7 protein-coding genes and 1 pseudogene are annotated in these 16,637 nt (G+C 72.0%); 2 read left to right on the top strand and 6 right to left on the bottom strand.

Features of this window, described 5'->3' with window-relative positions:
* Positions 1 to 7 precede the first annotated feature (7 nt).
* Positions 8 to 1,180, bottom strand: coding sequence for an ROK family transcriptional regulator (locus ACQP00_RS06935; RefSeq protein WP_433216004.1), 1,173 nt, complete (start codon positions 1,178 to 1,180; stop codon positions 8 to 10).
* A gap of 197 nt (positions 1,181 to 1,377) precedes the next feature.
* Between ACQP00_RS06935 and ACQP00_RS06930 the strand changes: the two genes are divergently transcribed.
* Positions 1,378 to 2,829 carry a glycoside hydrolase family 3 protein gene (locus ACQP00_RS06930; RefSeq protein WP_433216001.1) on the top strand — a complete coding sequence of 484 codons (1,452 nt, stop codon included), beginning with the start codon at positions 1,378 to 1,380 and terminating at the stop codon, positions 2,827 to 2,829.
* A gap of 57 nt (positions 2,830 to 2,886) precedes the next feature.
* Here the strand turns inward: ACQP00_RS06930 and ACQP00_RS06925 are convergent, their stop codons facing one another.
* Positions 2,887 to 7,770: an NAD-glutamate dehydrogenase gene (locus ACQP00_RS06925; protein ID WP_433215998.1), complete on the bottom strand. Its 4,884-nt coding sequence runs from the start codon at positions 7,768 to 7,770 to the stop codon at positions 2,887 to 2,889.
* Positions 7,771 to 7,960: 190 nt separating this feature from the next.
* On the opposite strand from ACQP00_RS06925, the gene ACQP00_RS06920 reads away from it, so the two are divergent.
* Positions 7,961 to 9,850: a penicillin-binding transpeptidase domain-containing protein gene (locus ACQP00_RS06920; RefSeq protein WP_433215996.1), complete on the top strand. Its 1,890-nt coding sequence runs from the start codon at positions 7,961 to 7,963 to the stop codon at positions 9,848 to 9,850.
* A 1,030-nt stretch (positions 9,851 to 10,880) separates the two neighbouring features.
* On the opposite strand, the pseudogene ACQP00_RS06915 reads toward ACQP00_RS06920, so the two are convergent.
* From ACQP00_RS06915 to ACQP00_RS06900, 4 genes and pseudogenes are all read right to left on the bottom strand, one after another.
* Positions 10,881 to 11,781, bottom strand: a pseudogene (locus tag ACQP00_RS06915) (arginase family protein); the annotation flags it as partial.
* 11 nt (positions 11,782 to 11,792) lie between these two features.
* Positions 11,793 to 12,692, bottom strand: coding sequence for a tetratricopeptide repeat protein (locus ACQP00_RS06910; protein ID WP_433215993.1), 900 nt, complete (start codon positions 12,690 to 12,692; stop codon positions 11,793 to 11,795).
* Between the two features lie 22 nt (positions 12,693 to 12,714).
* Positions 12,715 to 13,569 carry an ABC transporter ATP-binding protein gene (locus tag ACQP00_RS06905; protein WP_433057280.1) on the bottom strand — a complete coding sequence of 285 codons (855 nt, stop codon included), beginning with the start codon at positions 13,567 to 13,569 and terminating at the stop codon, positions 12,715 to 12,717.
* A 28-nt stretch (positions 13,570 to 13,597) separates the two neighbouring features.
* Complete coding sequence (locus ACQP00_RS06900; protein WP_433215989.1) at positions 13,598 to 16,624, bottom strand: ABC transporter permease; 3,027 nt, start codon at positions 16,622 to 16,624, stop codon at positions 13,598 to 13,600.
* Positions 16,625 to 16,637: the final 13 nt, after the last annotated feature.

Below are 16,637 nucleotides of genomic sequence, written 5' to 3'. Positions count from 1 at the left end.
GCGACGGTCACGCCGTCGAGCCGAAGACCTCTTCGCGTACCGCATCCAGGCCCGTCAGGATCGCGCCGTGCAGGACCGGCTCGGCGGCCACCTCGGTGGTCACCACGCGGGGTGAGACGACCGCGATCGCGGCCACCTCGTGCTGCACCCGCTGGGCCAGGTCCATGCCGCCGGCCTGCCCGACGTCGCCGGCCAGCACCACCAGCTCGGGGTCGAGGACGAGGCCGACCGACGCGACGCCCAGCGAGATGCGCCGGGCCAGCTCGTCGAGGAAGGGGCTGCCGGCGGTACCGGCGGCGATGGCGGCGCGCACCGCCTCCGCCGCGCCCGCGGACTTGAAGCCGTGGGTCTTGGCGATCGCGCGTACCGCCGCGGCGTCGACCAGCATCCGGAAGCCGTTCTTGGAGCGCCGGGACACGTCGCGGCTCACCTGGGTGCCGGCGACCGGGAGGTAGCCGATCTCGCCCGCCGCGCCCGCGCTGCCGCGGTGCAGGCGGCCGCCCAGCACGACCGCGGTGCCGACGCCGCGGTCCAGCCAGACCAGCACGAAGTCCTGGGCGCCCACGGCCGCGCCGGAGTGCTGCTCGGCGATCGCGGCCAGGTTCACGTCGTTCTCGAACATGACGGGCCGGCCGAGGTCCTCGCGCAGGGCGGTGAGCAGGCCGCGGTGCCAGCGCGGCAGGTCCCAGGCGAAGGTGATCTCGCCGCTGTTCGGGTCGACCAGGCCGGGCGTGCCGAGCACGATGCGCCGGATCCGGTCGATCGGCGCCCCGGCGGCCTGCGCGGCCTCCACGACCGCGGCGTGCACGACCTTGACCGGGTCGTCGCCCTCGCCGATCGCGACGTCGGTGCGCCCGACGATGTTGCCCGTGATGTCCGCCACCCCGGCCACGACGTGGGCGGGACCGGCATCGACGCCGACCACGTACGCCGTGGCGGGCACCACCGCGTACATCTGGGCGTTGGGGCCGCGCCCGCCCGCCTGCTCGCCCACCCGGGCCACCAGCCCGCGCTCCTCCAGCCGCTCCACCAGCTGCGATGCGGTGACCTTGGACAGTCCCGTGAGCTCGCCGAGCTGGGCGCGGGTGAGCGGTCCCCGGCTCAGCAGCAGCTCGAGGGCGGCACGATCGTTGAGGGCGCGCAGCAGCCGAGGCGTGCCGGGCAGTCGGGCGGAACTCATCGTGACGAAGACCCCTAGTATTTAGGAAACTTTCCTATTAGCGTGCCACTCGCAACCTATTCGGAGAGCGTACGGCCGGACCAACCGGTCGGCCTACGCACAACCGGTCAAGAAGCTCTTACGATTTGGACAGTGCATCGGACGAGTGTGCAGCCCCGCCGCCGCACCCGCGTCCGCGCGCGCAAAGGGGGAACATCGTGTCGACCGATCCCGGACTCCGCCGGCTGGCCCTGGGCACACTGCTGGGCGCCTTCCGCGGGGAGCAGGCCCCGGCGTGGGCCGTGGACCTCCTCGCCGAGGGGATGGCCGGACACCTGCTCTTCGGCTTCAACATCGTCGAGCGGGAGCAGGTCGCCGCGCTCACCGCGAACCTGCACGCCGCGCGCGAGGGCGTGCTCATCGCCATCGACGAGGAGGGCGGCGACGTCACCCGCCTGGCCCACCGCGCCGGCAGCCCCTACCCGGGCAACGCCGCGCTGGGCGCGCTCGGTGACCCCGCCGTCACCCGCCGCGTGTACCGCACGATCGGCGCCGAGCTCGACGGGCTCGGGATCAACCTGAACCTCGCGCCGACGGTCGACGTGAACACCGCCGACGACAACCCGATCATCGGTACCCGCAGCTTCGGCGCCGACCCAATCGCCGTCGCCACCCACACCGCCGCGGCCGTGCTGGGCCTGCAGGGCGCGGGTGTCGCGGCGTGCGCCAAGCACTTCCCCGGCCACGGCGCGACCCTCGCCGACTCGCACCGGGAGCTGCCGACCGTCGACATCGACGCGTCGCTGCTGCGCGGGCGCGAGCTACCGCCGTTCGTCGCCGCCATCGAGGCGGGGGCCAAGTCGATCATGTCGGCGCACATCCGGGTCCCCGACCTCACCGGCGACGCCCCGGCCACCTTCAGCCGCGCCGTCCTGGTCGACCTGCTGCGCGGCGAGCTGGGCTTCACCGGCGTCGTGGTGACCGACGCGCTGGAGATGCTGGGCGCGGCCCGCTACGCCGGCGGCATTCCCCAGGGCGCCGTCCTGGCCCTCGCGGCGGGCGCCGATCTGCTGTGCATCGGGGCCGACATCGACGAGCAGATCACGCGCGCCTGCGCGGAGGAGATCGTGGCCGCGGTACAGGATGGGCGCCTTGCCCTGCCCCGCCTGGAAGAGGCCGCGGCCCGCGTGGCCGACCTGTCCGCGTGGACGCGCAGCGGGGACCGCACGGACCGCGAGGAGCCGGGTCTGGGCTATCCGGCGGCGCTGAGCGCGGTGCGCATCGAGGGCACCCACGACCGCGAGACCGCCCCGCTGCTGGTCCAGCTGGAGTCCGAGTCGTCGATCGCGGCCGGGCGGGTGCCGTGGGGCCTCGGGCCGCACGTGAACGGCACCGAGCAGGTCCGCATCGTGGCCGCGACCGCCGACCCGGCCGACCTCCGCGCCCGCGCGGGGGGCCGGCCGATCGTGGTCGTAGGCCGCAACGTCCACCGCCTGCCGGGCGCCCGCGCGCTGGTGGAAGGCCTGGCCGAGACGCACGCGGTGACCGTGGTCGAGATGGGCTGGCCGTCGTCGTGGCGGCCGTCCGGCGCCCGCGCGTTCATCACGACGTGGGGCGCCAGCCACGCCAACGGCCGCGCCGCCGCAGAGACCCTGGGCCTGGCGGCGTAACCCCGAAAGACGAAGCGGCCCCCGGCGTCCGAGGACACCGGGGGCCGCCGTGCAATGTCAGGCCGCCGAGGCCCGGACCAGGGTGCGGATCTGGCGCAGCAGCACTGACAGCGCGGCCAGGTCGCCCGGGGAGTCGCCGAACTCGCCGATGGCGTTGCGCGTCCGCGCGATGGACGTCGCGTTGCTCTGCTCCCACTCGTGCACCCGCGCCTCGGTGTCGGCGTCCGGGGACGTCGCGTTGAGGACCTCGGCGGTGAGGGCCGCCAGCGCCGCGTACAGGTCGTAGCGCAGCGCCATCCGGGCCAGGGTCTGCCAGCGGTCCTCGCGCGGGAGCGCCGAGATGCGCGAGAGCAGGTCGTCGACCCGGAACCGCTCGCTGAGCAGGTAGTACACCGTCGCGACCTCGTTGACGTCGCGGCCCGTGGTGGAGGCGACCTCGACGATGTCGAGCAGGCCGAAGCCGTACATGATGCGGGTGGTGCTGTCCGCGATCTCCTCCGGCAGCCCGAGCTCCCGCAGGCCCTCGGCGTTGGCGTGCAGGGCCTCCCGCTCGCGGCCGCGGAAGAGGGTGTCCAGCTGCGGCAGGAGGCGGGCGATGCCGGGGCGCAGGCGGGCGATCTCGCCGGGGACGTCGATCGGGAGCCGGCGGTTGGAGACCAGCCAGCGCACCGCGCGGTCGAGCAGGCGGCGCATCTCCAGGTACACCGCGGTCTGCGACTTGGTCGGGATCCGGTTGTCGAGCGATTCCACGGCGCGGCGCAGTTCGCTCAGGCCGTACACCTCGTTGACGACGACCGAGGCCCGCAGCACGTCCGCCGCGCCCGCGCCCGTCTCCTCCGAGGCGCGGTGGAAGAACGACGTGCCGCCCCGGTTGACCGCCTCGTTGACCACGGCCGTGGTGACGATCTCGCGGCGCAGCGGGTGCTCGGCCATCGCCTCGGCGAACCGCTCGCGCAGCGGGGTCGGGAAGTAGTCGACCAGCACGTCGGTGGTCCACTCCTCGTCCGGCAGGTTCGAGTCGAGGATCTCGTGCTCCAGCACGATCTTGACGTAGGACAGCAGCACCGCGAACTCGGGCGAGGTGAGCCCGACCCCGGACGCCGCGCGCTCGTCGAGCTGCTCGTCGTTCGGCAGGCCCTCCAGGGCGCGATCGAGCTGGCCCCGCCGCTCAAGATCGGCGATGAGCCGCTTGTGTACCGGCAGCAGCGACCGCGACTGCGCCCGCGCGTTGCCCAGCGCCGTGGCCTGGTCGTAGTTGTCGCGCAAGACCAGCTCGCCGACCTCGTCGGTCATCTCGGCCAGCAGCGGGTTGCGGTCCGCCGCCTCCAGCTCCCCCGCCGCGACCGCGCGGTCGAGCAGGATCTTGATGTTGACCTCGTGGTCGGAGCAGTCGACGCCGGCCGAGTTGTCGATGAAGTCGGTGGCGATGCGGCCGCCGTTGAGCGCGTACTCGATCCGCCCGCGCTGGGTCAGGCCAAGGTTGCCGCCCTCGCCGACCACCTTGGCCCGCAGCTCCCGGCCGTTGACCCGGATGTAGTCGTTGGCCTTGTCGCCGACGTCGGCGTGCGACTCGCCGGTCGCCTTGACGTAGGTGCCGATGCCGCCGTTCCAGAACAGGTCGACCGGCGCGGCGAGGATCGCGTGCATCAGGTCGTTCGGGGCGAGCGGACCCGGGGTGGTGATCCCGAGCGCCTCCCGGGCCTCGTCGGACAGGTTGATCGACTTCGCCGCCCGGTTGAAGACGCCGCCGCCGGCCGAGATCTTCGACCGGTCGTAGTCGTCCCACGAGGACCGCGGGAGCGCGAAGAGGCGGGTCCGCTCGGCGAAGCCCACGGCCGCGGAGGGATCGGGGTCGATGAAGATGTGCCGGTGGTCGAACGCCGCGACCAGGCGGATGTGCTCGGACAGCAGCATCCCGTTGCCGAACACGTCGCCCGACATGTCGCCCACCCCGACCACCGTGAACTCGGTCGTCTGGGTGTCCAGGCCGAGCTCGCGGAAGTGCCGCTTGACCGACTCCCACGCCCCCTTGGCCGTGATCCCCATCTTCTTGTGGTCATAGCCCGCCGACCCGCCCGAGGCGAAGGCGTCACCGAGCCAGAACCCGTACCGCACCGAGATCTCGTTGGCGATGTCGGAGAACGTCGCGGTGCCCTTGTCCGCCGCCACCACCAGATACGGATCGTCCGGATCGTGCCGCACCACGTCCGGCGGCGCCACGACCTTCCCGCCGTCGAGGTTGTCGGTCACGTCCAGCAGCGCCGAGATGAACAGCTGATAGCAGGCCACCGCCTCGTCCCGATCCCCCGGGACCTGCTTGAGCACGAACCCGCCCTTCGCACCGGTCGGCACGATCACGGCGTTCTTCACCATCTGCGCCTTGACCAGCCCCAGGATCTCCGTCCGGAAATCCTCCCGCCGATCCGACCAGCGCAACCCGCCCCGGGCCACCGAACCGAAGCGCAGGTGGACACCCTCGAAGCGCGGGGAGTACACGAAAATCTCGAAACGCGGCCGGGGAGCCGGCAGATCCGGAATCGACTGCGGATCCAACTTGAACGCCGTGTAAGACTTCGGCCGGCCACCATCGCCCCGCTGGAAGAACGACGTGCGCAGCGTGGCCTGGATCAGGTGCAGGAACGACCGCAGGATCCGGTCCTGGTCGAGGCTGGTCACCTCGTCGAGGTCGGCGTTGATGGCCGCCACGAGCTCCTTGGACTGCACCGTGCGGGTCGCCTCGGACAGCTGCAGCCGCGGGTCGAAGCGGGCCGCGAACAGCGCGACCAGCTTGGACGCCACCGCCGGGTAGGCCAGCAGCGTCGTCTCCATGTAGTCCTGGGAGAAGACGGTGCCCGCCTGGCGCAGGTACTTCGCGTAGGCCCGCAGCACCACGACCTCGCGCCAGGTCAGGCCGGCCTTGAGCACGAGGCTGTTGAAGTTGTCCACCTCGGCCTCGCCGCGCCAGGTGGCCGAGAACGCGTTCTCCAGGTGCGGGCGCACGTCGGCGATGGCGCGGGAGTCGGGTGGCAGTTGCAGCCCGAAGTCGTACAGGTAGATCGTCCCGTCCCCGCGCACGACCTCGTAGGGCCGCTCGTCGGTGACCTTGACCCCGAGCGAGTGCAGCACCGGCAGGACGGCCGAGAGCAGCATGGGCTCGCCGGCCCGGAAGACCTTGAAGCGGATGTCCGACTCGTCCTGGCGGCGCCGGTACACGTGCATGACCAGCTGGCCCGGCTCGTCGAGCAGCTCCAGCTTGGCGACGTCCTTCACGGCCTCGTACGGCGTGTGCTCGTCCTTGTACGTGTCCGAGATCGCCCCGCCGTAGCGCTGGTAGAGCACCTTGGCCTGGTGCTCGTCGTTGAGCTTGCGCTCCAGGACCAGCCGGAAGTCGTCGTCCCACAGCCGGGTCGCCTCGGACAGGCGCTCGGTGAGGTCGTCGACGTCGATCCAGCCGGGCGGGTTGCCGGGCTCGGTGCGCACGATGAAGTGCACGCGGGCGAACTTGGACTCGCTGACCCGGGTCGTGTAGTCCACGCCGACGCCGTTGAGCTCGGCCAGCAGGATCTGCTGGATGCGCAGCCGGTTGGCCGTGGTGAACCGGTCCCGGGGCAGGTAGACCAGGCAGGAGATGAAGCGGCCGTAGGCGTCGCGGCGCAGGAACACCTTGAGCTGGCGACGACCGGCCAGGCGCAGCACGCCCATGACGGCGTTGTACAGCTCGCCGGTCGCGATCTGGAACAGCTCGTCGCGCGGGTACGTCTCCAGCGTCTCCATCAGGTCCTTGCCCGAGTGGGAGCGCGGTGAGAGGCCGGAGCGCTCGACCACCTCGGCGACCTTGCGCTTGACGACCGGCAGATCGCGGACGCTCGTGCGGTACGCCGCGGAGGAGAACAGGCCCAGGAAGCGCCTTTCGCCGATCACGTTGCCGTCGGCGTCGAACATCTTGAAGCCGATGTAGTCCAGGTAGGCCGACCGGTGCACGGTGGCCCGGGAGTTCGCCTTCGTGATGATGAGCAGCCGCTTCTCCAGCGCCTTGGCGTAGGCCTCGGCGGTCATGGAGGACAGTGCCCGCGGCTTGACCTGGTCCCCGCGCAGGATGCCCAGGCCGCTGCCGAGCACCGCCTGCAGGAGTTCCTCGCCGTTCTCGCCCTTGATCAGCTTGTACTGCCGGAAGCCCAGAAACGTGAAGTGATCGTCCACGAGCCAGCGGAGCAGCTCCACCGAGTCCGTGATGTCCTTGTCCGGGACCGGCAGCTGGGCGGAGCCGAGCTCGTCGGCGAGCGCCAGCGCCCGGGTGCGCATCTTCGGCCAGTCCTCGACCGCCTCCCGCACGTCGTTGAGCACGCGGGCCAGGTCGGTGCGCAGCTCCTCGAGCTCGGCCTCGTCGCGGATCCGGTCGACCTCGATGCGGATCCAGCTCTCGACGATGTCGCCGGGCAGCGCGTCCTCGGGCTCGACCCCGACGCGGATGTCCTCCAGCGCGCCGAGCGGGGCGCGGCGCAGTACGACCAGCGGGTGCACCAGCAGGTTGACGTCGATGTTGCGCGACGACAGCGCGCTGGTGACCGAGTCGACCAGGAACGGCATGTCGTCGGTGACGATCTCCACCGCGGTGCCGCCGGTGACGCTGAGCCCGAGTCGCAGCTTCAGCTCGCCGGGGGTCCGCTGCTGGGCCAGCTCCAGGTGCGACTGGGTGGCGTCGACCATCTTGGCGACATTGCAGGCGGCCAGCTCCTCGTCGGGCACCAGGCGCCAATAGGCCGCGACCAGTTCCGGATCCGCATCCTGCGCGGTGGCCAGGACGACCGCCTCCGCCACCAGGTGCTCCGCGTTGGGCACTGACTGCTCCAGCTCGTCGTCTTCGACCGCCGGTTCGGGGGCTCGCGCGTCGCGTAATGCGCGGGCGCCGTCCTGCACCGGGGTGGCCCCAGGCCGATTCATCGGTTGTTCTCCCCTCGCCCACCACGTTGTGGGTTGTCCTCGCTCAGCCTAAAGCTCTGCGGAGGGTTCGCCTCAGTCCGGTTCACCTTCGTCGTGTACCCGATCAAGCGGCGCTCGGCGTACAGAATTGTCCTACTTATGCGATCTTGGGGCGTGCAGATCCGTGCTTTCATAGCGCAGAATCGCCCACATGGCCGTTTCGATCCGTCGCGTCACCGCACTCGTCGCCGCCGTGGCGCTGCTCGGCACGCTGCCCGCGTGCTCCAGTAAGCCGCCGGACGACTCCTTCAAGACCTTCCTCGGGGCGTGGGAGCAGGGCAACATCGCCGGCCTGAAGTTCTTGGGTCAGGACGGTAAAGCCCTGACCGGCGACGCGGCGCAGAAGCTGTGGACGACCGTCGCGGGCGATCTGGCCGCCCATCCGCCCAAGCTCACCCTCAAGGGCGCGCCGGTGGTCAAGGACGACAACAGCAGCGCGATCGTGCACGTGGCGTGGCCGGTGGCCGACTCGACGTGGGAGTACGACACGACGGTCGACGCCAAGCGGGTCGACAAGGCCTGGACCGTGATCTTCGACGCCAGGACCATCAACCCGAAGCTCGAGTCCACCGACAAGCTCGCGATCCGCAAGACCGCCGGATCGCGCGGCAGCATTCTCGACGGCGCCGGCCAGCCGATCGTGAGCAGCAAGCCGGTCGTGATCGTCGGCGTCCAGCCGCGCTCGATCACCGACATCAACATCGTGGTCAGAAATCTGACAGACGCCTTCAAGGCGGCGAACGTCGACGTCGACGTCTCCGGCCTGCCCGACAAGGTGAAGAAGGCCGCACCCGACGCCTTTGTGCAGATTGTCACCCTGCGCAAGGAGGTCTTCGACCCGATCGCCAACAAGCTGAACTCGACGCCCGGCGTGATCACCCGCAACTCGACGCAGTCCCTGGCCCCCTCCGCCCAGTTCGCCCGCGCCCTGCTGGGCAGCACCGGCGAGGTGACGAAGGAGATCATGGACAAGAACCCCGGCAAGTACCAGGTCGGGGACGTGGTCGGGCTGAGCGGCCTGCAGCAGCGCTACGACGCCGTGCTGCAGGGCAAGCCCGGCGTGAAGGTGATCGTGTCCATGCCCCAGGGCACCCCGGACAAGGAGTTCTTCAGCGCCGACCCCACCACCGGCACCGGGATCAAGCTGACCATCGACCAGAACATGCAGAACGCGGCCGAGCAGGCCCTCGCCGGCGAGACCCGGCGCTCGGCCCTGGTCGCGATCCGGGTCAGCGACAACTCGATCGTCGCGGTCGCCAACGGCCCGGGCGCGGCCGCGAACAACTTCGCCCTCGTCGGGCAGACCCCGCCCGGCTCCATGCTCAAGACCGTCACCGCGCTCGCGGTGCTGGACAAGGGCATGACCGGCGAGTCGATGGTGGCCTGCCCGAAGAACCTGACGGTGGACGGCCGCACGTTCAAGAACTCGCACGACGAGGAGCTGGGCAACGTACCGCTGCGAACCGATTTTTCGAAGTCCTGCAACACGGCGTTCGCCTCGCTCGCGCCGCAGATCGCCCCCGACGGCCTGGGCAAGACCGCGCAGACCCTCGGCCTGGGCGTCCCGTGGGACCTCGGCGCCGACGTCTTCTCCGGCAAGATCTCGGTGAACGGCTCCAAGGCCGAGCAGGCCGCGGCCGCCTTCGGCCAGGGCACCAACCTGGTCTCCCCGGTCGTCATGGCCGCCGCCGCGGCCGGCATCGCCCGCGGCCAGTGGAAGCAGCCGCAGCTCGTCCTCGACCCGGCCCCGAAGAGCCCGGCCGCGGACGGCCCGCAGCTCAAGCAGTCGTCCCTCGACCCGCTGCGCCAGATGATGCGCGAGGTGGTCACCGACGGCACGGCCAACCAGCTCAAGAACCTGCCGGGCGACCTGCGGGGCAAGACGGGCACCGCCGAGTACGACAACGACCCGGCCCACACCCACTCCTGGTTCATGGGCTACCGCGGGGACATCGCCTTCTGCGTCTTCGTGGAGAACGGCGGCGCGTCGACGGCCGCCGCGGTCCCGATCGCCGGCAAGTTCTTCCAGACGATCGGCTGAGATTTCGCGTACGCCGGCCGGGCCCCTCAGGAGCCCGGCCGCTGCGCCTCTTCCTCGTCCACGGGCGTCCGCGCGGCCGGCACGACATCGGTGAGCGGCGACTCGGGCGACTCGTCGGGCCCGCGCCGAGCAGCCTGACTGGGCACGAAGGGGCCGCGCTTGAGCCCACCGGGCCCTTGGTCGTCCCGCGGCAGCGAGTCCAAGGACAACGAAGCCCCGCGACTGTACCGCCCGAGCAACCACGCCGGCTTCCCGTCCGCCGCCGCCGGCTCAACCTCAGCCAGCTCTTCGACGAGCGCCGCTTCCTCCGCCTCCGGCTCCTCCGACACCTCCGCGCCCGCGCGCGAGTCCTCCAACCCCGCGTCACCTGAGCCCGCGTCGTCCACGGGGTCCACGCGCCGCAGCAGCCCACCCGCACGCGACTCCTCAGGCACGTTGTCGTTTTCCGTAGCCAGGGCGTCCGAGCGCGCGTCATCGGCGGCGGTCGCACGGCGGAGCAGGCCGCCCGAGCGTTGCCGGCCAGGGCGAAGCCGTTCGAGGCCGCGTCGCACACCCGACCCGAGTTCGCCTACACCGGGAGCGCGTCCGAGCGTTGCTACGCCGCGTTCGTCCTCCCCTTCGAGGCTGCGCGTCTCATCGCCCTCACCCTCGCCGCGGCGCGACTCTGCACCTTCCTCCTCGCGGTGACGCAACTCTTCGCCCGACATTTCGGAAATGTCGGAAATGTCGCCCAAAGCACCCACCGCGGAAGGCATCGCGGGAGAAGTGGGCGCCGCGGCAGCAACCTCCACGTCGAGCGGCGCGAAGTCCTCCTCCGGCTCCGCGTAGAAATCCAGATCCCCCGAAGCCGGCTCCGCGAAGAAGTCGAGCTCCCCCACCGCCGGCTCCGCAGCCCCCGGATCCAAGGCAGGCGGCAACGGAGCAGCCACCGGCGGCGCGGAGATCGGCGGCGCCGAAACCGGATCAGCGAACGGCGGCGCCGAGATCACCGGATCCGGCGAGGACGCCACCAACGCCGACGACGTGATCAACGGCTCGAGGCCGGCCACCAGCACGTCGGCCACCTCGGCCGCGTACTGCCCGTCCGGGTCGTAGTCCGGATCGAACACCGTGACCTGCGCACCCAGGCAGCGCGGATCGGAGACCAGCCCGCTGAGCAGAATCTCCAGCTCCCGGTACGCGATCCCGCCCACGTCCGGCGCGTCGACCGCCGGCATCACGGCGGGGTCGAGCACGTCCACGTCGATGTGCACCCAGAACCCGGCGCAGTCGCGGAGCTGGTCGCGCGCCCACTGCGCGGATCGCGCAGCCCCGTCTGAGCGCAGTTCCGGCACCGCCCGCGCGACGATGCCCGCGGCCTGCAGATCCAGCCGGTACTCGTCGTGCGTGCGAATGCCCAGCAGCGCCACGTCGACGTCGCGGAAGTACGGGCGGCGCTGCTCGATCGAGGCGAGGTTGGCCTGTCCGCGCCCGGTCGCGAGGGCCAGTGCCTCGCCCGCCGCGGCGCCGACGTAGGACGCGTTGCCGTCGTGGCGGAAGTCGGAGTGGCCGTCGACGTAGACCAGGCCGATGCGGCCCCCGGCCTCATTTTGGAAGCGGCGCATGGCCAGGCCGGCCCCGAGCAGGATCGAGCAGTCCCCGCCGAGCACGAGCGGGAAGTCGCCCGCGGCGAGGACCGAGCCGATGCGGTCGGCCAGGCGCTTGACGAACACGGCGATCTCGGCCGACTGGGCCACCCCGTCGCCGGGCTGCCACCCCGCCGGGTCATACCGCGGCGGGGTGATGCAGCCGGCGTCGCGCGCACCGAGGCGGGCCAGCAGGTTGTGGTCACGCAGCGCACCGGGCGCCTTGGCGCAGCCGGGCACCGAGGATGCGGTCGGTGGCCGTAACCCCAGGTTGCTCGGCGCGTCGACGACGGCGATGCGGCGCACGGCCGGGCCCGTCAGAAGAGCGCGCTCGCCAGTGCCCGGCGGGCCTTGGCGACCGCGGGGTCGTCGGGGCCGGCGACGGTGAACAGCGAGAGAAGGTGCTTGCGCACGGCCTCGCGCTCGTCGCCCGCCGTGCGGCGGATGAGGCCGACCAGGCGCGTGTAGCCCTTGTCGGCCTCGCCGGTGAGGACCTCGACGTCGGCCGCGAGCAGCTGCGCGTCGAGGTCGTCCGGGGACTTGTCGGCGGCGGCGAGGGCGGCGGCGAGGTCCAGGCCGTCGGTCCGGCGCAGCAGCCCGACCTGGGCCAGCCCGGACTCGGCGACGACGTCGTTCGGCGTCTCGTCGAGGATCTTGCGGTACGCGGCCTCGGCGGCGTCGAGATCGCCGTCGGCCATCGCGTCGTCGGCCTGCAGCAGGCGCGGGTCCTCGGGCTGCTCGACCTCGATGCCGGCCGCCTTGAGCACCGCGTCGATCCACTGGCGCAGGTGCGGCTCGGGCAGCGGCTGGTTGAACGCGTCGACGGGCTGCCCGCCGACGATGGCCACGACGAACGGGATGTTCTGGATGCGGAACATCTGTGCGAGGCGCGGGCTGGTCTCGACGTCGACCCGGGCGAGCGTCCAGGCGCCCGCGCCCTCGTCCGCGAGCTGGGCCAGCAGCGGCGAGAACTGCTGGTCCGGCGCGCTGCCGGCGACGTAGAAGTCGATGACCACCGGCACCGTCAGCGAACGCTGGATGACGTCCTGCTGGAAGCTCGCCTCCGTGACCTCGATCACGTTGGCGCCGGCGGGGGTGCCCGGGGTGGACTCGGCGGCGGGCCGCTGCGCGGCCGTCGCGTTGCCGCGTGCGGCCAGGGCGCCGAGGTCCACCGCCCCGCGGGTGAAGATCGACTGAGACTGGCGTGGGTCCGTCATGGCCCTAGTTTTGCACGTGCCCCTAGTGATCTGCCGCAAGTGATCGGTCGGATCCACCCGCCACCAGCGTCACGGACCCGTCGATGTGCTCAACGGTGAAGAGCGTGCCCGGGGGGAAGTCACCAAGAACCTCAGGCGGCAGCTGTACCGTCCCGTCGCCCGCCACCACCGCGAAGTCCTGCCCGTCGCGGCCTTCCGCGCCCACGCGCCCGTCGCGGATGGTCACCGCGCGGCCGAGCCGGGTGCCGACGTCACCGTCGTGGGTGACGACCACGATCGTCGTGTTGCGCTCGCGGTTGACGGTCTCCAGGGCCTCCAGCACCTCGTCGCGCCCGTGCGTGTCGAGCTGGCTGGTGGGCTCGTCCACGAGCAGCAGGCCGGGGCCGGCCGCGATGCCGACGGCGAGCGCCGCCCGTTGCCGCGCGCCCGGTGCGAGCTCGTCGATGCGGGCGCGTCCGAGCCCGGGCAGCCCGACGAGGTCGAGGATGCGGTCCGGGTCGTCGAGCTTGATGCCCTCGGTGCGGGCCGCGCGCCGCTGGGCCAGCCAGATGTTGCGGTGCAGCGACGCGTACGGCAGCAGGTTGCGCGCGGCGCCCTGCAGCACGACGCCGATCTCGGTGCCGCGCAGCCGGGCGATCTCGCTGTCGGAGAGCTTGCCCATGTCGTACGTGCCGATGTTGACCCGGCCGGCCGACGGGCGCATCAGCCCGGCCAGCAGGGAGATCAGCGTCGACTTGCCGGAGCCGGAGGGCCCGACGAGCGCCAGCGTCTCGCCCGGCCCGATCGACAGGTCGACACCGGCCAGGGCCACGACGTCGCCCGCCTCGGCCCGGTAGATGTGCACGACCCGCCGGCAGGCGACCGCCAATCCGTTCATCGCGTCCCCATCCTCTCGCAGTACACGATCAGCGCTTCAACGTCGCGGCCGCGCGCAGCCTGGCTCCGGCGACGATCGCCGCCACGGCCAGCAGCACCGCGGCGGCCCCCCAGGCGACGGCGACCGGGAGGGGTGACGGCCAGTATGAGGCCTCGAATCCCTGCGCGTCGTCACTGAAGACCGGAAGATACTCGCGCACCAGCAGCCAGCTGGCCAGGGTGGCGAACGGGGCGAGCACGACCGCGGTGCCGACCAGCGCGAGGTAGCCGTTGGCGGCGGCGTCGCGCCGGGTCACGCCCTGGGCCCGCAGCGCCCGCAGCTCCCCCAGCCGGCGCTGCCGGTCGAGGCTGGCGACCAGCCACAGCGCGCCGATGGCGAGGATGACCGCCAGCACCCCGGCGAGCTCGTGGAAGCGCAGCGCGACGGCCGGCCCCTGCTCGTCGAGCGCGTCGCGGACCGGTCCCAGCCGGGTGTCGGCGCTGACGATCAGGCCCTGCTTGCGCAGCTGCTCGACCACGTCCGCGGGCGCCTTCGGACCCAGGAAGATCCGCGGGTACTCCGCGTCACCCCCGTCCGTCGCCATCCGCTCGGCGTAGTCCAGGTCGACGATCCCGCCGCTGTACCCGAGCCGCGGCACGGTGTTCACCTCGCCGACCACGTCGATCGCCTGCCGCGACTCGTCCAGCCCGGTCATGTGGTCGCCCACCCCGGCGGAGCGGGCGGCGATCACGGGCAGCGGCGACGGTACGTCCGTGGGCATCACCCGCATCGCGGTGTCGGCGCCCTTGTAGTTGGAGATCTCGGCCCGCAGCCCGTCCTGCTCGGCGGACAGCGTCGGCACGAGCAGCTTCGGCCCCGGCGTGTCCGGCACCCGCCAGGTCTCGGACCGGGCGAACGCGGCCTCGTCGACGATGGCCTTGCCGTGCTGGCTGAGGCTGTGCAGGACGACGTTGGCGTCGAAGCCACGCTGCTCGGGCTGCTCGAGCTCCAGGGCGGCCAGGCGGCACTTGTTGACGCACATCGGCAGGTTGCGCACGTAGGTGTTCCGGCCGGTGGTGACCTTGCCCAGGTCGACCCGGCCGACGTCGCCGCCGTCCTCGGGCACCACGACCGCGACCCAGTGCACCCGGAACGCGTCGACGAGGTTGTCGATGGTGACGTCGAGCGAGAGCTCCTTGTTGTCGACCTCGATCGACTCCCGCTCGGCCGCCGGGTGCAGCAGCTTGGCCGCCTCCTCGGCGGAGAGCCGCGAGTCGTCCCACACCGCGGTGGCGGCCAGCGCGCGGCTGTCCACGGCGAGCATCGGGGCGACCGAGTCCTCGGAGACCGGCAGCATCGCGGTGGCCATCGCGAACTCGCCCTTGGGGTCGACCGCGCGGACCTTGGCCAGCAGGGCGGCCCGGCTGAGCGGGTCGACGGTGAGCACCCGCTCCGCGCCGAGCTGGACGCTGGCGCGGTGGTCGCGGGCGTCCCCGGCCGCGCTGGACGCGGTGGCCGCGAAGACCAGCAGGCCGATGGCGACCACGAACAGCGCGAGGATGCGCTGGGTGCCGGGGCGGCGGGACAGCGCGTACGCGGCCAGCATCGGCCCGATCCGGCCGTTGCGGGCGGCGCGGCGCCCGATCCGCTCGGCGATCGGCAGCACGGCCCGGGCGGCGAGCAGGGCGACCGCGATCACCACCGCCGACGGGGCGACGAGCGCGAAGCCGGTGAGCCCGCTGCCGCCCCGGCGCAGCTGCACGACGGAGACGACGGCCAGCACCACCACGACGACCTCGAAGATCGGCGCGCCCCAGCGGGAGATCCGGCTGGGCACGTTGCGCAACAGGTCGACGGTCCGCTTGGCCAGCTCGCCGCGCTGGGCGAGCAGGGCGGCCAGCAGCGCGCCGAGCAGCGACGCCGCCGCCCACCGGTTGAACCCGGCCGAGATCGGCACGTCGGACGAGGTGCTCAGCAGGAACCACGCGGCCGCGCGGACCACGTAGTGGCCGAGGAAGAAGCCCACCACGGCGCCGGCCAGGATCGGCACGATGCTCTCGCCGGCCGCGAGCCACCAGCGCCGCGGGGCCGTCAGCCCGCGAAGGGAGAACAGCCCGAGCTCGCGGCGGCGCTCCTGGGTCGCCGAGGCCACCGCGATGAAGAGCACGAACCAGCACAGCAGCACGAGGGGTACCGCCGCGACCGGCACGACCTGCGCGACGAGGCTGCGGTCGCCGTCGATCCGCTGGAGCAGGGCCGGCAGGCCGGTGTGCACGACCGCGTGGCCGGGCAGCGCCTCGAGCTTGCTCTTGCCCGCGTCGACCTGGGCGCTGATCTCGCTCAGCGACTCCCGGTTGATCGCCGAGTCGTCGATGACGACGTCGAGGGCCTGCTTCTCCGGCCCGTGGTCCATCGCCTCCAGGGTCAGCCGGCCGGCGAAGACGGGCTCGGTGGTGTACCGCGAGCTGGCCCGCGGATTGAAGTAGTCCAGGTCCGACCAGTACGTGTCGGCCTTGTTCAGCGGCTCGAACGTGCCGACGACGGTGAGCAGCGACGGCTTGCCGGCCTCGAAGTACTCCCCGGCATTCGGGTCGATCTTGGCGTAGGCGGCGGTGACGGTGTCGCCGACGCGCAGGCCGAGCGTCTCCATCTGCCCGGCGCTGAGGATCACCTCGGTCTCGCTGACGTAGCAGCGCCCGGCGGTGATGCGGACGTGGGCGCACGCGTCGTCGCGGTACACGAAGCGCGGCGCGGGGTGCGACTGCTTCACGTCGCGCGGGGTCAGCAGGATGTCGTACTCGGTGCTGAACACGCTCACGAACCCGTTGCCGTTGAACAGCTGCGGCAGCAGGTTCTCGAAGTCGTGGTCCTGCGGCGTGGGCGAGGTCCGCCGGGCCTGCACGACGCGATCGGCGATCGGCGCCGCCGCGACCTGGCTGTGCACGACGGCCCGGTCGGCGGTGGTGGAGTACACCGGCGCGCTCACGGCCGCGGCCATCGCGAACACAGCCAGCAGGAAGGCCGTGAGCGCCTGTCCCGGCCGCGCACGCACCATCGCCAAAGCGAGCCCGATCACGCCGCCACCTCCG

The sequence above is a fragment of the Dactylosporangium sp. CS-047395 genome (assembly GCF_050942185.1).
GTDB lineage: Bacteria > Actinomycetota > Actinomycetes > Mycobacteriales > Micromonosporaceae > Dactylosporangium.
Note: the sequence above shows the minus strand (reverse complement) of the source record. Positions and strands in the feature narration are given on the sequence as shown.